General features: G+C 44.8%; 15 protein-coding genes (1 of these 15 cut by a window edge). 3 read left to right on the forward strand and 12 right to left on the reverse strand.

Annotation, left to right across the window (positions count from 1 at the left end):
* Positions 1 to 2 precede the first annotated feature (2 nt).
* The 12 genes from ACVFI8_RS11080 to fadB all read right to left on the reverse strand — a co-directional run bounded on the left by ACVFI8_RS11080 (position 3) and on the right by fadB (position 14,145).
* Positions 3 to 458 (reverse strand): early set domain-containing protein, encoded by a 456-nt coding sequence (locus tag ACVFI8_RS11080; RefSeq protein WP_248713630.1) that lies wholly within the window; start codon positions 456 to 458, stop codon positions 3 to 5.
* Positions 459 to 697: 239 nt separating this feature from the next.
* Positions 698 to 2,776, reverse strand: coding sequence for a glycine--tRNA ligase subunit beta (gene glyS / locus ACVFI8_RS11085; protein WP_457871375.1), 2,079 nt, complete (start codon positions 2,774 to 2,776; stop codon positions 698 to 700).
* A 10-nt stretch (positions 2,777 to 2,786) separates the two neighbouring features.
* Positions 2,787 to 3,692, reverse strand: a complete 906-nt coding sequence (glyQ, locus tag ACVFI8_RS11090; protein WP_248713632.1) for a glycine--tRNA ligase subunit alpha — start codon at positions 3,690 to 3,692, stop codon at positions 2,787 to 2,789.
* 128 nt (positions 3,693 to 3,820) lie between these two features.
* Positions 3,821 to 4,072, reverse strand: a complete 252-nt coding sequence (tusA, locus tag ACVFI8_RS11095) for a sulfurtransferase TusA (protein WP_248713633.1) — start codon at positions 4,070 to 4,072, stop codon at positions 3,821 to 3,823.
* A 140-nt stretch (positions 4,073 to 4,212) separates the two neighbouring features.
* Positions 4,213 to 5,325, reverse strand: coding sequence for an ABC transporter ATP-binding protein (locus tag ACVFI8_RS11100; protein ID WP_248713634.1), 1,113 nt, complete (start codon positions 5,323 to 5,325; stop codon positions 4,213 to 4,215).
* 5 nt (positions 5,326 to 5,330) lie between these two features.
* Complete coding sequence (locus ACVFI8_RS11105) at positions 5,331 to 6,185, reverse strand: carbohydrate ABC transporter permease (RefSeq protein WP_248713635.1); 855 nt, start codon at positions 6,183 to 6,185, stop codon at positions 5,331 to 5,333.
* Positions 6,186 to 6,187: 2 nt separating this feature from the next.
* Positions 6,188 to 7,060 (reverse strand): carbohydrate ABC transporter permease, encoded by an 873-nt coding sequence (locus ACVFI8_RS11110; RefSeq protein ID WP_248713636.1) that lies wholly within the window; start codon positions 7,058 to 7,060, stop codon positions 6,188 to 6,190.
* 85 nt (positions 7,061 to 7,145) lie between these two features.
* On the reverse strand, positions 7,146 to 8,396 hold the full coding sequence (locus ACVFI8_RS11115; RefSeq protein ID WP_457871377.1) for an ABC transporter substrate-binding protein: 1,251 nt from the start codon (positions 8,394 to 8,396) through the stop codon (positions 7,146 to 7,148).
* A gap of 137 nt (positions 8,397 to 8,533) precedes the next feature.
* On the reverse strand, positions 8,534 to 9,973 hold the full coding sequence (locus ACVFI8_RS11120) for an ATP-binding protein (RefSeq protein WP_248713638.1): 1,440 nt from the start codon (positions 9,971 to 9,973) through the stop codon (positions 8,534 to 8,536).
* Positions 9,963 to 10,679: a response regulator gene (locus ACVFI8_RS11125; RefSeq protein WP_248713639.1), complete on the reverse strand. Its 717-nt coding sequence runs from the start codon at positions 10,677 to 10,679 to the stop codon at positions 9,963 to 9,965. The genes ACVFI8_RS11120 and ACVFI8_RS11125 overlap by 11 nt, the downstream gene beginning before the upstream one ends.
* 128 nt (positions 10,680 to 10,807) lie before the next feature.
* Positions 10,808 to 11,971 carry an acetyl-CoA C-acyltransferase FadA gene (gene fadA / locus ACVFI8_RS11130; RefSeq protein WP_457871378.1) on the reverse strand — a complete coding sequence of 388 codons (1,164 nt, stop codon included), beginning with the start codon at positions 11,969 to 11,971 and terminating at the stop codon, positions 10,808 to 10,810.
* A 14-nt stretch (positions 11,972 to 11,985) separates the two neighbouring features.
* Entirely contained in the window at positions 11,986 to 14,145 is a 2,160-nt protein-coding gene (gene fadB / locus ACVFI8_RS11135) for a fatty acid oxidation complex subunit alpha FadB (RefSeq protein ID WP_457871379.1), read from the reverse strand.
* A 269-nt stretch (positions 14,146 to 14,414) separates the two neighbouring features.
* Here fadB and pepQ point away from each other — a divergent pair, with 269 nt between their 5' ends.
* From pepQ to ACVFI8_RS11150, 3 genes are all read left to right on the forward strand, one after another.
* Entirely contained in the window at positions 14,415 to 15,740 is a 1,326-nt protein-coding gene (gene pepQ, locus ACVFI8_RS11140; protein WP_248713642.1) for a Xaa-Pro dipeptidase, read from the forward strand.
* On the forward strand, positions 15,731 to 16,360 hold the full coding sequence (locus ACVFI8_RS11145) for a YigZ family protein (RefSeq protein ID WP_457871380.1): 630 nt from the start codon (positions 15,731 to 15,733) through the stop codon (positions 16,358 to 16,360). Before pepQ ends, ACVFI8_RS11145 begins: the two co-directional genes overlap by 10 nt.
* 69 nt (positions 16,361 to 16,429) lie before the next feature.
* A protein-coding gene (locus ACVFI8_RS11150; RefSeq protein WP_248713644.1) for a TrkH family potassium uptake protein crosses the window boundary here: on the forward strand, positions 16,430 to 17,239 show its 5' portion. The gene runs 648 nt beyond the window's last position; the window shows 810 of its 1,458 coding nt (coding positions 1–810); the start codon lies at positions 16,430 to 16,432; its stop codon lies off the right edge, out of view.

Here is a 17,239-nt window from a genome sequence, read left to right on the forward strand (position 1 = left end):
GCTTACATTTCAACTTTTTCGATGTAAACTTCTGGGATTTCGCCAGACCAATCCATGAAGAAACGGTAAACACCATCTTCTTCTGGAGTAAATTTGAAGTTATCAAACGCTGAACATTTGTTTGATTGACGACGTTCGCCTAGTTTGATGTCAGCTTCTCCAGATAGGAAACCGAAGTTAGTACCACATTGCCATGCAGCATCACCAAATTTCCACTCGTACGGTTGGCCATCAGCAATTAGAGGCTCGTCTACTGGAGAGGTTGCACTCCAAAGGTGCTCTTTACCTTCAACTGGCATCAATTTGAATTCTGGAGCTGCATCCCACCAAGTGAATACACCACGTAAGTACACATCTGTACCCAATTTACCGTTTGCGTCGCCGCCGCCTGAAGCACAACCAGCAGCAATAACTGTGATTAGCGCTAGCACACCTGCTTTCAAGATATTTTTAAGCATTTCCAATTCCTTTATATTTTTATAGCTTTCCTTTGTCTTTGCAGACAAACATTACGTAATGAGCTGAACTCGAGACTAGTTATAGCCGAGCTTGGCTGGAAAAAACGTGCCAAGCTCACACTACGAAACTGAAAAGGATTTCAAGGTTTTAGGCATTTTCTTAAAACAGTTAACTAGATCAAAAAAAACCGCTTATTCCAAAAAATAAGCGGTTTAAATTTAAGCGCTAAGTTACCTGCTTATTGGATTAAAGAAATATCAGCAATTTCTAAAAACAACTGGCGTAACGAGTTCAGCAGGCTTAAACGGTTAATTTTTAGGGCGTCGTCTTCGCTCATGACCATCACATTATCAAAGAAGTTATCTCCCACTTCTCGAAGTGCGGCTAATTCGATCAAGGCTTGTTGATAGTCGCCTTTTTCTAGCAGTGGTTTAAGTGTTAAGGCCATCGCGCTAACAGCTTCAGCCAGAGCTTGCTCTTGCGGCTCTTTCAACAAGCTCGCATCAATTTGCGGTTTAACAAAGTCTGGGTTCTTCGCCAGAATGTTAGACACCCGCTTGTTGGCAGCGGCTAAGGCTTGTGCTTGCTCTAAAGAGCGGAAGTGACTTACCGCTTTAACCCGTTTATCTATATCGGCGGGTTTAGTGGGTTTGCGCTCTAACACAGCAGCGATAACACTTGGGTCTACGCCTTGCTCTAAGTACATGGCTTTAAGACGCGCATAGACAAACTCAATGAGTTGAGCATGCACTTTGGCTTGGGCGGCTTGGTCCAGCTCGATAGGCAGTAACAATAAGGCACTGTTAATCAAAGTATCTAAATCAAGGTCAAAGGCTTTGTCTTGAATGATACGAATAATACCTAAACTAGCACGGCGCAGTGCAAATGGGTCTTTGTCGCCTTTAGGTAATTGACCAATTGCAAAAATACCGGCAAGAGTATCTAGCTTGTCGGCAATAGCGACCGCTGACGCAACCTTTGATTCAGGCAGCTTATCGCCAGAGAAACGTGGCCAATATTGCTGGTTTAATGCGTTAGCTACGTCTTCGTGCTCGCCGTCAAACTTAGCGTAGTACATGCCCATCACACCCTGAATATCAGGGAACTCTAGTACCATTTCACTATTTAAATCTGCTTTAGACAGTAAGCCGGCACGTTGTGCGTGTTGGCTGTTGGCGCCAATTTCGGCCGCAATCTGTGCGGCTAATTCTGACACTCGGTTAGATTTATCTAATAAGCTGCCAAGTTTTTGCTGAAACACAACCGTAGCCAGCTTGTCTAAGCGACTGTCTAAACGTACTTTTTGGTCGGTTTTGAAAAAGAACTCTGCGTCAGCAAGGCGAGGGCGTACAACCTTTTCATTGCCTTCAATAACCTGCTTAGGATCTTTGCTCACAATGTTAGAAACAAAGATGAAACGAGGCAGCAAGTTACCTTCGGTATCTAAAATAGGGAAGTATTTTTGATTATCCTTCATGGTGTAAATCAGTGCTTCAGCGGGGACTTCTAAGAACTTGTCTTCAAAGCTACCCACCATGGCAACTGGCCACTCTACTAAAGAACAAACCTCTTCTAGCAGTGCTTCATCTACTTCAACCACGCCGCCTTCACGAGCCGCTTCAGCCTCTACTTGCTCTTGAATAATGGCTTTACGTTGTTGGTAATTAACAATAACTTTTCCGCGACGATCTAACTGTTGTACATAATCATTAGCGTGATTCAGTTCGAATTCTGCTTCACCCATAAAGCGGTGACCACGAACGGTACGAGCAGACTCGATACCTAAGATATTTCCTTGCACCAACTTCTCACCATATAACATAGTGATGGTGTGTACAGGGCGAATAAACTGAGTTGTTTTTGCACCCCAACGCATTGGTTTAGGGATCGGTAACTTGGCTAAAGCATCGGCCACTAAATCCGGGATCAGCTGGTAAATAGTTTGTCCGCTGATCTCTGCTTTGTGTAACAGCCATTCACCTTTGTCGCTAGTTAAGCGCTCGGCTTGTTCTACTGTTATTCCGTTGGAGCGAGCCCAACCTTCTGCAGCTTTGGTAGGTTTACCTTCGCTGTCAAATGCGCTACTTACCGCAGGACCACGTTTTTCAACGACTTTGTCCGGGGTTTTTTCACTTAATGCTTGAACTGACAAGGCTAAGCGTCGCGGGGCTGCAAACCACTCTACGCGAGTGAATTCGAAGCCTGCTTTTTCAAGACCTGCTTGCACATTCGCTTGGAAAGATTCAGCTAAACCGCGTAACGCTTTTGGTGGCAATTCTTCGGTGCCAATTTCTACTAATAAGTTTTCGTTGCTCATGATGCCTCCGTTATTTCTTGTCTTTGCATAAAGGGAATCCAAGCTCTTTACGAGCATTGTAATACGCTTCAGCAACCGCTTTGGATAGGGTTCTTACCCTTAGGATAAAGCGTTGACGTTCGGTAACAGAGATTGCGTGGCGAGCATCTAACAAGTTAAAAGCATGAGACGCTTTCATGACTTGCTCGTATGCAGGTAAAGGTAATCCCGCTTCAATCAATTTTTCGCTGTCTTTTTCACACTGGTCAAACTGAGCAAACAGTGCGCTGGTATCGGCATGTTCGAAGTTGTAGGTTGATTGCTCAACTTCGTTTTGATGGAACACATCACCGTAGGTCACTTTGCCCATAGGACCATCGGTCCATACCAGGTCGTAAATGCTATCGACGCCCTGAATGTACATGGCTAATCGTTCTAAGCCGTAAGTGATTTCCCCGGTAACGGGTGAGCACTCTAAGCCACCTACTTGCTGGAAGTAAGTAAACTGAGTGATTTCCATGCCATTTAGCCAGATCTCCCAACCTAAGCCCCAAGCGCCCAAAGTAGGGGATTCCCAGTTGTCTTCTACGAAGCGAATATCATGCACTTCTGGGTTGATACCCAATTCAACTAGTGAGCCTAAGTAGAGCTCTTGAATGTTATCTGGAGATGGCTTCATGACTACCTGAAATTGGTAGTAATGCTGCAAGCGGTTTGGGTTTTCACCATAACGACCATCGGTTGGACGACGACATGGTTGTACATAAGCACTATACATCGGCTCAGGTCCGATAGAGCGCAAAAAGGTTTGTGGATGAAAGGTGCCAGCACCTACTTCCATGTCTAAAGGCTGAACAAGTACACAGCCTTGGCGGGCCCAGTAGTCCTGTAACGCCAGTATTAGGCCCTGAAAAGTTTTTATATCGTATTTATGCATGATTAGTGTCGCGCGTATGAAAAATAGTCGGTTTTATAACTGACGGAGTATACCTCAGCGAGAGATTAGACCCTAGTGCTGTTGCGTCTTGAATTGCTGATAAATTAGACTTTTTTTAAAAAAGTGGCTTAACTGCCTTTCTTTATCAGATATTGGTAGGGTTTTTGGTCAACTTTTTGGGCCATTAATGTGTGATCCATAAATTCACAAAAACTAACCATATCGCGTGTGGTCGAAGGGTCATCGGCTTCAACCAATAAGGTTTCGCCTATCTTGATGCTACGAATGGTTTTTCTTACCATCATCACCGGCTCTGGGCAGCGTAAACCCAAAGCATCAAGTTGATGGTCTGCTTGCTTAAAATCTATCTCTTTACTCATTGGCTATTCGTCTTAGTTGTTCACTTTTTTATTGTATAACAGGAAGTGATTAACTTTCATCTGTCAACGTTGACGATTGCAATAATTCATGGAGATAAAACATCGGGACAAAAAAACGAGGCTTAAGCCTCGTTGGTTTTTTATCTGATTCGTTGTTCGTTATTTGAATCGAAGAATATAGCGTTAGACATATCAAACATCAGCTCTAGGTTTTGTCCGGTGACGGCCGGCTTGTCTGGGTCTAAACGACAGCTTATTTCTTTATCATTGAGGGTGACTAAGGCAATGGTATCGGGGCCAGTGGGTTCAAGTACACCGAGCTTAAGGCTGAGTGTTGTCACCAAGGGCTTATCCTTTTTATAAGGATTAACATGGGTGATTTGTTCCGGTCTAATCCCTACTACTATTGATTTCCCGGCGTAATTACTCAAATGCTCTGGTAAGGGTATGGTGTGCTGTTGCTGTTGGTCACACACCAATGAGCCGACTAAGCCATGCTCATTTTTTTCTACGCTGCAATGCAAAAAGTTCATTGCTGGTGAGCCCATAAAACCTGCCACAAACATATCTGCTGGGTCATTATAGATTTCTGCGGGGGTGCCTAGTTGCAGCAGTTCGCCGTCTTTCATCACCGCAATACGGTCAGCGAGGGTCATCGCTTCAATTTGGTCATGTGTCACATAGACAATGGTGGTGCCTAGGCGTTGATGCAGTTTTTTAATTTCGTGACGCATTTCTACTCGAAGCTTTGCATCTAGATTACTTAAGGGTTCATCAAATAAATAGATTTTAGGTTGGCGAGCGAGCGCGCGGCCCATGGAGACTCGCTGTTGTTGCCCCCCTGAAAGCTGTGAAGGTTTGCGGTCTAGCAGATGTTCAATCTGTAATAATTGCGCTACGCGAGTAATCTCTTTATCGCGATCATCTTTTTCCATTTTTTGAATCTTTAGTGCAAATTCAATGTTTCCGCGTACCGTCATATTGGGGTAAAGCGCATAAGACTGAAATACCATGGCAATATTGCGGTCTTTAGGGGCTACATCATTCACCACGTTTCCGTCTATGCAAATATCTCCGCCGGTAATGCTTTCTAAGCCTGCAATCATATTCATCAAGGTTGATTTTCCGCAGCCCGAAGGGCCGACTAAAATCAAGAATTCACCCGAATTAATCGAGATATTGATATCTTCTAAGATGTTGGGGCCATTCTTACCGTAGCGTTTGTGGAGCTTTTTTATATCTAAGGTCGCCATTTACATTATCCTTTTACTGAGCCTGCGGTTAACCCGCGCACAAAATACTTTCCAGCCACTACGTAGACAAACAGGGTCGGTAAGGCCGCAATTATGGCCGCGGCCATATCAACGTTATATTCCTTCACCCCGGTACTGGTGTTGACTAAGTTGTTTAACGCGACCGTAATCGGTTGGGAGTCTGAACCGGAGTAAACCACCCCAAACAAGAAGTCGTTCCATATTTGGGTGAACTGCCAAATGATGCAAACCATGATGATAGGTTTGGAAATGGGCAGCATGATTTTGAAAAAGATAGTAAAGAAGCCTGCACCATCAAGCTTGGCGGCTTTTACTAGCTCTGCCGGAACCGACACATAAAAATTTCGAAAGAACAGCGTGGTGAATACCAAGCCGTAAACCACATGCACAAATACTAAGCCGGTGGTGGTATTGGCTAGACCAAATTTACCTAAGGTGGCAGCCATTGGCAGTAAGATCACTTGAAAAGGGATGAAACAACCAAACAACATCAAGGCAAAGAAGGTGTTTGAGCCTTTAAAGCGCCAATGCGCAATAACATACCCGTTAAGCGCACCAATTAAGGTGGAAATGAATACTGCCGGTACCGCCATTTTGAAGGAGTTCCAAAAATATCCTTTTACTCCTTCACAGGTGACTCCGGTACAGGCCGTTCCCCAGGCTTTAAACCAAGCATCAAATACCCATACCTCGGGCAATGACAACAAATTACCGCCGCGAATATCGGGTAAGGATTTAAAAGAAGTGAGTAACATCACTAACAAAGGCATTAAATAGATGGCGCAAAACAGCACTAAAATAAAGTAGATGAATAGACGACCCGGTGAAAATTTAGTCATGATTATTGCTCCCGGTTACGCAATTCTGAGTAAAGGTAGGGGACAAGGATCGCCAATACCCCCGCTAACATCATCATTGCACTGGCCGCTCCTAAGCCCATTTGTCCTCTAGTGAAGGCATGGGTATACATAAACAAAGCGGGTAAATCTGAGGAGTAACCAGGCCCACCAGAGGTTAATGCGGTCACTAAGTCGAAGCTCTTAATGGCAATGTGTGAGGTGATAATTACCGCACTGAAAAACACCGGTCGTAGGCAAGGTAAAATGATCTTCCAGTAGATAATTGGCATGCTTGCGCCATCAATTTGGGCGGCCTTAACAATGCTTGAGTCGATCCCTCTTAGGCCAGCTAAAAACATGGCCATAACAAAGCCTGAAGATTGCCATACTGCCGCAATCACCAAGGTATATACCGACATGTCGTTACTCACCAGCCAGTTAAATTCAAAACTGGTCCAGCCCCAGTCATGCATCATCTTCTCTAATCCCAACCCTGGGTTGAGTATCCACTTCCAGGCGGTTCCTGTAACAATGAAAGACAGTGCCATTGGGTAGAGATAGATGGTACGAATAGCCCCTTCTTGGCGAATATTTTGGTCAAGCAAAATAGCCAGTAAGGTACCTAAAATAATTGAAATAAGAATAAACAACACACCAAAAATCAGCAGGTTGATGCAGGAGGTGACCCAGCGATCGTTCTCCATTAATTTGTTGTATTGCAGTAAACCAGCCCACTTAAAATTAGGTAAAAAACGTGAGTGGGTCAGTGATAGGTAGCCGGTCCAAGCTACATAACCATAAATACATACCGTCACCAGCAATATAGAGGGCGATAAGATGATTTTGGGTAACCATTTTTGCAGAGTATTAAACATAGTACAGCCTCGTTCGAACTCCATGTTCAAACTAACAAGGTAATAGCAGGAGCAAGTTCCGACCGGTAGGCCGGAACTATAGGGCTTATTGTGCGGCTTTAACTACACGAGCCAGTTTAACCACTGTCTCTTTAGGGTCACCGTTAGGATCGTTAAAGAAGTTAGTGACTACATCGTAGATGGCACCCTGTACATAGCCTGTTGTTGCTAAGCCATGAGCCATACTTGGTACTAAATCACCTGATTTATTACTGGCCTTAAAGGTCGCCATAGAATCTAAAGCACAACTATCAAATTTGCTCATATCCATATCGGTACGAACCGGAATAGAACCTTTGTTTAAGTTGAATACTTCTTGGAACTCAGGAGTAAGAATGGTTTTAGCCAAACTCTTTTGGGCAGTGACGTTATCGCTGTTACTCAATTCAAACATGGCGAAACTGTCGATGTTAAAAGTAAATTGACCGTCGGTACCGGGTGCTGGTAAACAGACAAAATCTTTACCTGGTACTTTACCTGCAGCGATAAATTCGCCTTTCGCCCAGTCGCCCATAATTTGCATGCCGGCTTGGCCATTAATCACCATGCTGGTGGCAATGTTCCAATCACGGCCTGGTGAGTCACTGTCGATGTAGTTACTCACTTTCTTAAATACGGTAAATACTTCAACCATTTTGTCGCCACTAAGTACGGCGTCGTCATGCATGACAAAAGCTTTGTTGTAGTCTTCAGAGCCTAGGATGTCTAAGGCTATTGCTTCAAATACGGTGGCGTCTTGCCAGGCTTGGCCACCATGGGCTAGTGGAATAATACCCGCGGCTTTTAGCTTCTCTGCTGCAACAAAAAATTCATCCATTGTAGTGGGAATTTTTGCGCCGGCTTTTTCAAATACCGCTGGGTTCGCCCATAGCCAGTTAACACGGTGGACGTTTACTGGTACGGCGACATAATCACCATTAAATTTCATTACGCTTGTCACTACCGCAGGAACAACGTCATCCCATTTTTCTGCTTTAGCTACATCGTTTAGGTTACTTAGAAAACCAAGATCGGCCCATTCCTGAATATCATGGCCTTTAATTTGCGCTGCGGCTGGTGGGTTGCCCGAAATAGCACGCGTTTTAAGTACCGTCATGGCACTTTCTCCGCCGCCACCGGCTACTGCGAAATCTTTCCAAGAGTGGCCTTGAGCCTCAAGCATTTCTTTTAGTACGCCTACTGATTTGGCTTCACCACCAGAAGTCCACCAATGGAGAACTTCTACTTCGCCTGCATAGGCTAAATTTAGAGCGCTGGTAAGTGCCAGGGTAGAGGCTAGAGTTGCAATTTTACGCATATTGATGCCTTTGTTATTTTTTTGTGAATTCCATTCCTTGTTTCAGCCACCTTACAGCGTTGGTTGGCTATTTATTAGACTAGACGAAACACTCTGATAACAAAGTAACCATTTGTAACTAAGTTGTTACAAATGGCTTATTTAATGTGAGGTAGTTGGAGTTTTACTTCTAAACCTCCTTGGGGAAGGTTTTGTAAGGTGATATCACCACCATGTGCATGGGCAATATTGCGTGCAATACCTAAACCCAAGCCCGAACCAGAGTCGTCTTTGCTGAGTCGCACGTAGGGGTTAAATATATCAGTGAGTCGATCATTGGGGATACCCGGCCCGTGGTCAACAAACAATAAACACAGCTCAACGTCATCATCGAGCACATAGATTTCTATACTATGGCCATATTTGATGCCATTTTCTACGAGATTGCTAATACAACGTTTAATCGCCAAAGGTTTACCGCGATAAGGCCCGATGGTTTCACCAAATACCACAACGTTACCAATGAACGGTTCGATACAGTGTTTAAGGTGAGTCATGATATTGATATCACTAAGGTTTTCATGGATGTCAGTGTCTTTTACTGTTTGTAAAGCGCCCTTAGCCATGATTTCAAGTTCGTCTAAATCACGGTTAAAAGCATCTATCACGCTGTCATCATCCAATAGCTCGGCGCGTAAGCGTAGCCGCGTAATCGGGGTTTTCAAGTCGTGGGATATAGAGCGAAACAGCAATTCTCTATCTTCGATATAGCGTTTCAATTTACCTTGCATAGTATTAAAGGCGCGGGTTGCTTTACGAATTTCATCGCTACCTTCTTCGATTAAAGCGGGCTGAAATAAATCAATGGTAAGCCTAGATGCTGCTTTAGCTAAGCGCCTTAAGGGGCGAGTTTGACGGCGAACTAAGATAAAGGTGAAGAGCAACAAGAAGAACGTCATGAGGGCAATAAACATGACCCGATCTTTAGGCAACAAGTTATCTTCAAGCGTGATGTAGGGGGCCGGAAGTAGCGCCGCCAAATATATCCATTCGCCACTTTCTAAGGCAATTTGTGTCACTAATATAGGCGGGTTAAGAGGCTGTACTTGCAAAGTATGAGAAGCCCACGAAGTAGGAAGGTCTTGCAGTAATATGTCATTTTTCAGTACATGTAATGTCTCTGGCATTGAGAAATCTACGTCGATCTGCGTGCTACGATTGAGTTCACTATGTAATACTTCGCTGACGGTTTGGATTACCACGTTTTTACGATGGCTATCCGGAATAGAATCAATCTCAATATATTCTCGGTTGAGAGATACAAAGAAACGGGTACCGCCCATATTGCGTAATTGGTTTAATACAATATGGCGATACTCTGAGGGTAAGGATTCAAAGAACGTCACGGTAGAGGCTAAGCTTAAGGCAAGGTTACGTGAGGTTGAGCTTAAACCTTCAGATTCTGCTTGGCGCAGTTGATAAAACCAAATAAAGCTGCTGGCAGTTTGCGCTAAGCCAATCGCCAGTAATAACAGTAGCAGCATTCGAGCTAACAAAGAATTGGGCTTTGCGCGCTCGAAAAAAGCTTTAAACCTCATGGCTGACTTGAGTAACCATCATGTAGCCAGAACCGCGAATAGTGCGGATTAAACGGGTATGGCTGCCGTCGTCTTTTAAACGCTGGCGTAGACGGCTGATTTGCACGTCAATACCACGTTCCATTGGCAGGCTTTCTCTGCCGCGGGTAGCATCGCTAATGGTATCTCTATCTAAGGTTTGATTTGGGTGTTGTAAAAACAGCTGCAATAATCGGTAATCGCTGCTTGATAGCTCCAGCTTGTCGCCATCTTCATGCTCTAACTGTTGGGTTTGACTGTCTAAACGCCATTGGCCAAAGCGAATATAGCGTGTATTTTGTTGGGCATTGGCGGTCACTTGAGAGCGACGTAATAAGGCTTTAATACGAGCGAGCAATTCGCGCGGGTTAAAAGGTTTACCAATGTAGTCATCAGCGCCTAACTCAAGCCCTACGATTCGGTCCATTTCATCGGAGTTAGCCGTTAACATGATAATAGGCACGTTAGAGGTACGACGAATTTTTTGGCATAAGGTAAAGCCATCGTCACCCGGTAGCATTATATCAAGGATGATAAGTTCTGGTTCGTTGGTTTCCAGTAGCTTAGTCATCTCTACACCATCATTAGCGCTAATAACGGCAAAACCAGACTTGCTCAAGTATTGTTCAAGTAAGCTTCTTATTTCTAAGTCGTCATCAACGACTAATAATTGTTTAGCTAAAACCATGGGCCCTATTGCGGTTAAGTAGTCACAGGGGGCTAAGAATAACAAACAACCTGCTATCTACAAACGCTTAGCGTGATTAACAAAAAAAAATGAGAGCTTAGCGCTCTCATTTTTGGCTATTTTAGCGTTTAAGGTCGTTCAAATACGGTGGCGATGCCTTGGCCTAAACCAATACACATTGTCGCTACACCTAATTTGGCACCTTTGGCTTCCATAAGGTTGATTAAGGTCGTCGAAATTCGTGTTCCTGAGCAACCTAAGGGGTGACCCAGTGCGATAGCGCCACCATTTAGGTTTACTTTATCTTCTACTTGGTCGAGTAAGCCTAAATCTTTTACACAAGGTAAAGATTGCGCAGCAAAGGCTTCGTTTAACTCAAACAAGTCAATATCTGCTACTTTCAGGCCCGCACGTTGTAAGGCTTTTTGGGTTGCTGGAACCGGTCCATAACCCATAATAGAAGGATCGCAGCCAGCAATGGCCATTGAGCGGACTTTAGCGCGAACAGTTAAACCCAACTCAGCGGCTTTTTCAGCAGACATCACTAACATAGCCGATGCACCATCCGATAAGGCTGAAGAGGTGCCAGCTGTAACTTTACCGTTGGCGGGGTCAAATACAGCGCGTAGTTGTGACAAGCCTTCTACGGTGGTTTCAGGGCGGATCACTTCGTCGGTTTCAATGAGCTTTAAGGTACCGTTGGCGTCGTGACCTTCGATGGGGAAAATTTCGTTGGCAAAACGTCCTTCAATGGTGGCTTGGTGTGCTAAACGATGTGAGCGAGCGCCAAATGCATCCATGTCTTCTCGGCTAATGCCATGTATTTGCGATAACAGTTCGGCAGTTAAGCCCATCATGCCAGCAGCTTTTGCGACTGACTTCGCCATACCCGGGTGAAAATCGACGCCGTGATTCATGGGGACGTGGCCCATGTGTTCAACACCGCCCACAATAAATACATCGCCTTGATCGGCCATGATGGCGCGTGAGGCATCATGCAGCGCTTGCATAGATGAACCACATAAACGGTTTACGGTTACCGCGCCAGTAGAATGGGGTAGACCAGCAAGTAACGCCGCGTTACGCGCTACGTTGAAGCCTTGCTCTAAGGTTTGTTGAACACAACCCCAGTAGACGTCTTCTATGTCATTAGGATCCAGTTTAGGGTTACGTTCTAGCAAGCCTTTCATCAGTTGGGCTGATAAGTCTTCAGCTCGAACATTTCTAAAACAGCCGTTTTTAGAACGGCCCATAGGAGTTCGAATACAATCTACAATCACTACTTCTTTCATTTTATATTCCTCCATTAGCCTTGCTTACCATAAAAAGTTTCACCAGCTGCTGCTTTAGCTCGCAGGCCGTCGGTCACTTGGTAGAGTGGACCGAGTTCAGCATATTGATCAGCTAGCGCGACATACTTATCAAGACCCATGGTATCTAGGTAGCGGAATACACCGCCGCGGAAAGGAGGGAAACCCAAACCATAAACCAGCGCCATATCAGCTTCGGCAGGGCTTTGAATAATACCTTCTTCTAAACAACGGACCACTTCATTAATCATTGGAATCATCATACGGGCAATGATTTGTTCGCTGCTGTAATCACATTTTTCGCCAGCGATGTTAGCTAACAGTTGATAGCTAGCTGGGTCGGCATCTTTTTTCGGTTTACCGCGGCGGTCTTTGGTGTAGGCGTAGAAACCTAGACCATTTTTCTGGCCAAAGCGTTCTGCTTGGTACATAACGTCGATAGCATCTTCACCGTTTTTGGCCATTCTTTCTGGAAAACCTTCAGCCATGACTGCACCGGCGTGGTGGCCGGTATCAATACCCACTACATCAAGTAAGTAAGCTGGACCCATTGGCCAACCAAATTGTTTCTCCATGATCTTGTCAACGTTGACGAAGTCGGCACCGTCTTGCAGTAAGCGAGTAAAGCCAAAGAAGTAAGGGAACAATACGCGGTTAACAAAGAACCCGGGGCAGTCATTGACGACTACCGGGGTTTTGCCCATTTTGGCGGCGTAGGCTACTACGCTATCGATGGTTTCTTGAGAGGTCTTTTCACCGCGAATCACTTCAACTAAAGGCATGCGGTGTACAGGATTGAAAAAGTGCATGCCACAGAATTTTTCTGGGCGGGCAAGATTCTTCGCCAGTAAAGAAATAGGAATAGTCGAGGTATTTGAAGCAATAATGGTGTTGTCATCAACATGCTGCTCAACTTCTTGCAGTACAGCGGCTTTGATTTTGGGATTTTCAACCACCGCTTCTACCACAATACTGCTGTTAGCAATAGCTTGATAGTTTAGGCTAGGGGTAATGGCCGACAGGATTTTAGCCATTTTCAAACCATCGATACGGCCGCGCTCAAGCTGCTTGTTTAATAGCTTGCTAGCTTCGTTCATGCCTAAGTCTAGCGCTGCTTGATTAATGTCTTTCATCACCGCAGGTACACCACGACTGGCACTTTGATAGGCGATACCGCCACCCATAATACCAGCGCCTAACACTGCCGCTTGAGCTATGTTCTGAGCGTTCTTCGAGGCTTTTTTCGCTAAGCCTTTTAGTTGTTGGTCGTTTAAGAATATACCGACCAAGGCTTGAGCGACCTCTGATTTGGCTAAACCAATGAAGTATTTACCTTCTAGGGCTAATGCTTCGCTGCGGCCTAAGTGGGCCGCCTTCTCCATGGTTTTTACCGCGGTAATTGGTGCCGGGTAGTGTGGCCCTGCTTTCGCCATAACCATGCCTTTTGCACAGTTAAAACTCATGGTTGCTTCGATCTTGTTTAAAGCTAATGGTGACAGCTTAGCTTGGCGACGGCTCTGCCAGTCAATTTTGCCCGCTATGGCGTCTTGCAACATCGTTAATGCGGCAGCATGTAGCTGTTCGGCAGGCACAACGGCGTCAAGCATGGCAAACTTTTGAGCCTCGCCAGCTTTGTAGTTTTTGCCTGTGGTAATCCACTCCATAGCGTTATCGGCACCAATCACTCGTGGTAAGCGAACTGTGCCGCCAAAGCCAGGCATGATGCCTAATTGAGTTTCTGGTAGGCCAATGCGAGCATTGGGTTCGGCGACCCGTAAGTCGGTAGACAGAATGAATTCACAACCGCCGCCAAGTGCATAACCGTTAACCGCTGAAATTGTCGGAACAGCTAAGTCTTCTAAAGCATTAAAAATATCATTGGCTTTAGTCAACCATGCGGCCAGTTGTTCTTCTGGTAGGGCGAATAAGCCGAGAAACTCGGTGATGTCGGCTCCAACAATGAAGGCGTCTTTCGCTGAACTTACCAGCAAGCCGGTTAAATTTGCTTGCTGTTGCAATGCGGTAATGGCCTCATCCAACGAGACTAAAGTGCTTTTGTCTAATTTATTAACACTTCCTTGCTTGGCATCGAATGTTAGTTCAGCGATACCGTCGGCAATATAACGAACACTGAGGTTCTCGCCTTGATATATCATTCTGCTCTCCTTGTTGCTGGTGTACATAGCACCAGTTTTGTGTAGGGGTTAGAGATAATTTGTAATCAGTTTGTTACGCAAACATTAAAGCAAATATAACACTCATTTAAAACACTTGTTTAACTTTTTGTCGGTCACGCCACAAAAAGGCATCACTAACGAGAGCAAATAAAAACCATCAATGCTCAATTAGCTGCTCTAGATCCAACAAAAATGGAACTAAATACGCTATAACTAAATAGCTAATTTATAGTCGTAGAGAGGGTTTTATGCTAACTATTCAACAACTGTTTACTCAGCATATTGAGCAGCTTCAGCATCGGGTGACTGATGTATTGGAGAGGGAGAGTTTAGAAGCCTTGATTATTCACTCAGGCTATCCACTACGTACCTTCCTTGATGATCAACATTACCCCTTCAAAACGAACCCGCATTTTAAGCATTGGTTACCGCTAACCGAACATCCCCATTGTTGGCTGGTGGTTAATGGAGTGGATAAACCCAAGCTTATTTATCACCAAGCAAGCGACTATTGGCACAAAGAGGCGGGCGAGCCAGCAGGTTTTTGGCTAGATTTTTTTGATATTGAACTAATGACAAGCCCTCAAGATATTGAGCCTTTCCTTCCAGCAAAACGGCAACGTTGTGCCTATATAGGTGAGCACCCTGAGTTAGCTGAGGCCCTCGATATTGGAGAACGTAATCCCGAGTCAGTACTGAGTTACTTGCATTACTATCGCGCCTATAAAACAGATTACGAGTTAGAGTGTATTCAAGAAGCCAATCATCGCGCAGTAAAAGCGCATATTGTGGCAAAAGATCTTTTTTTTGCAGGGGCATCTGAATTTGAGATGAACTTGGCTTATCTTGCCAGCCTAGGTAAAAATGAGAATTCACTGCCTTATTCCAACATCATCGCCATCAATGAGAATGCGGCAATCCTGCACTACACGGCGTTGAGCGCCACAAAACTGCCCGAGAAGCAGCGTTACTCAATGCTGATTGATGCCGGTGCGGAATATCGGGGCTACGCAGCCGACATTACTCGCAGTTATGCCTATAGAAAGGGCCTATTTGCAGAGTTGGTTGCCGAAATGGATAAACTGCAGTTAGCGCTGGTGGCGAGTTTAAAACCAGGCAAACGTTATACCGATCTCCACTTCAAAGCTCATCACCAGCTGGCAAAGTTGCTGGTAGATTTTGAGTTTGTCTATTGCAGCGCCTCGGCGGCTGTCGACAAAGGCATTACACGCGCCTTCTTCCCGCATGGTTTGGGTCATCACCTTGGCTTACAGGTTCATGATGTGGGTGGATTTATGCAAAATGAAGATGGGGATATTTTGGCCGCACCAAGCAGTGACCCATTTTTACGCTGCACGCGAATGCTAGAACCTAAACAAGTGCTCACTATTGAGCCTGGTTTATATTTTATTCCCAGTTTGTTGAGTGAATTGGCCGAATCTGAACATACCCGCTTGATTAATTGGTCGCGGGTTGATGAAATGCGCCGCTTCGGCGGTATTCGCATTGAAGACAACGTAGTGATTACCGGTAAAGCCTGTACTAACTTAACTAGAGAGCTGACTTGGAAGTAGCACACAGTAGTGATTACTTACGCCCTAAATCGGCGGTAAGTGTTGAAGAAGTGATAAAAAAAAGTCGCTTTATCAGTTTGATTGTACCGGTGCAAAGCCGCGAGCATGCCCAGAGGCAACTCGCAGAGATTAAAAACACACATCCACAAGCTAGGCATCACTGCTGGGCCTTCATTGCTGGTCACCCTAATGATAGCCAATGTTTAGGCTTTAGTGATGATGGTGAGCCTAGCGGTACTGCAGGAAAACCTATGTTAGCGCAGCTACAAGGGAGTGGATTGGGACAGGTATTAGCGGTAGTGGTGCGTTACTCTGGAGGCATCAAACTTGGAACGGGGGGTTTAGTCAAAGCCTATGGCGGTGGGGTACAGCAAGCACTAAAGCTGCTGACTACAGAATCCGTAGTGGCAAGCGGTAGTTGCATGCTGGAGTATGATTATAGCTATACTACGCAAGTTGAAATGTTACTCAACAAACATGGTGCCACTAAATTAGATACCCAGTTTTCAAACTTGGCGAAAATGCAGGTTAGCCTGCCTCTCAGTGAATATTCTGCCTTTAAGCAACAGCTTATCAATCTATCTAGCGGGCAGATTAACGTGAGCAAGCTATTGTCTTAAGTTGTCTTGTGGGGCGCTTTACTTCAAGATATACACCATTAACTTTATTTGAATAGAGAAACGACACGGATGCAAATCAGAGCGATTATTAGGATCGTTGGACTTCTAGTAATGTTATTTAGTCTCGCTATGATTGTTCCGGCTTTTGTCGCTGCTATATATAAGGATGGTGCTGGTAAAGCATTCATGGCAGCTTTTTCTATCTGTGTTAGCGCTGGATTTATTCTTTGGTTTCCGCAACGCCATCAAAAAACCGAGTTAAAAGCTAAAGAAGGTTTTCTTATCGTGGTGCTGTTCTGGACAGTACTGGGTAGTGTTGGAGCCTTGCCTTTTATCTTGACCGAAAATCCAAGTATGACGGTGACTGATTCATTTTTTGAATCGTTTTCTGGTTTAACTACCACTGGTGCCACCGTTATCGTTGGGATTGAAAACCTGCCTAAAGGGATCTTGTTTTATCGGCAAATGCTGCAATGGTTAGGCGGAATGGGCATCATTGTTCTCGCAGTAGCGGTGTTACCGATCCTCGGTGTGGGAGGTATGCAACTTTATCGGGCTGAAATTCCTGGGCCGGTTAAAGATAAAAAGATGACGCCTAGGATTGCCGAGACGGCAAAGGTATTGTGGTATATCTATTTATTTTTAACCATTAGTTGCAGTGTCGCTTTTTGGTTAGCCGGGATGTCATTGTTTGACGCCATTTGCCACGCCTTCTCCACCATCGCCATCGGTGGTTTCTCAACTTACGATGCTAGTTTAGGTTACTTCGACAGTTCAACTATCAATACGATATGTGCGGTGTTCCTGATTATCTCAGGGATTAATTTCTCACTGCACTTTGCTGCAGTAAATGGACGAAATATTACCTTTAAGTATTAC

The organism is Agarivorans sp. MS3-6, from assembly GCF_054112545.1.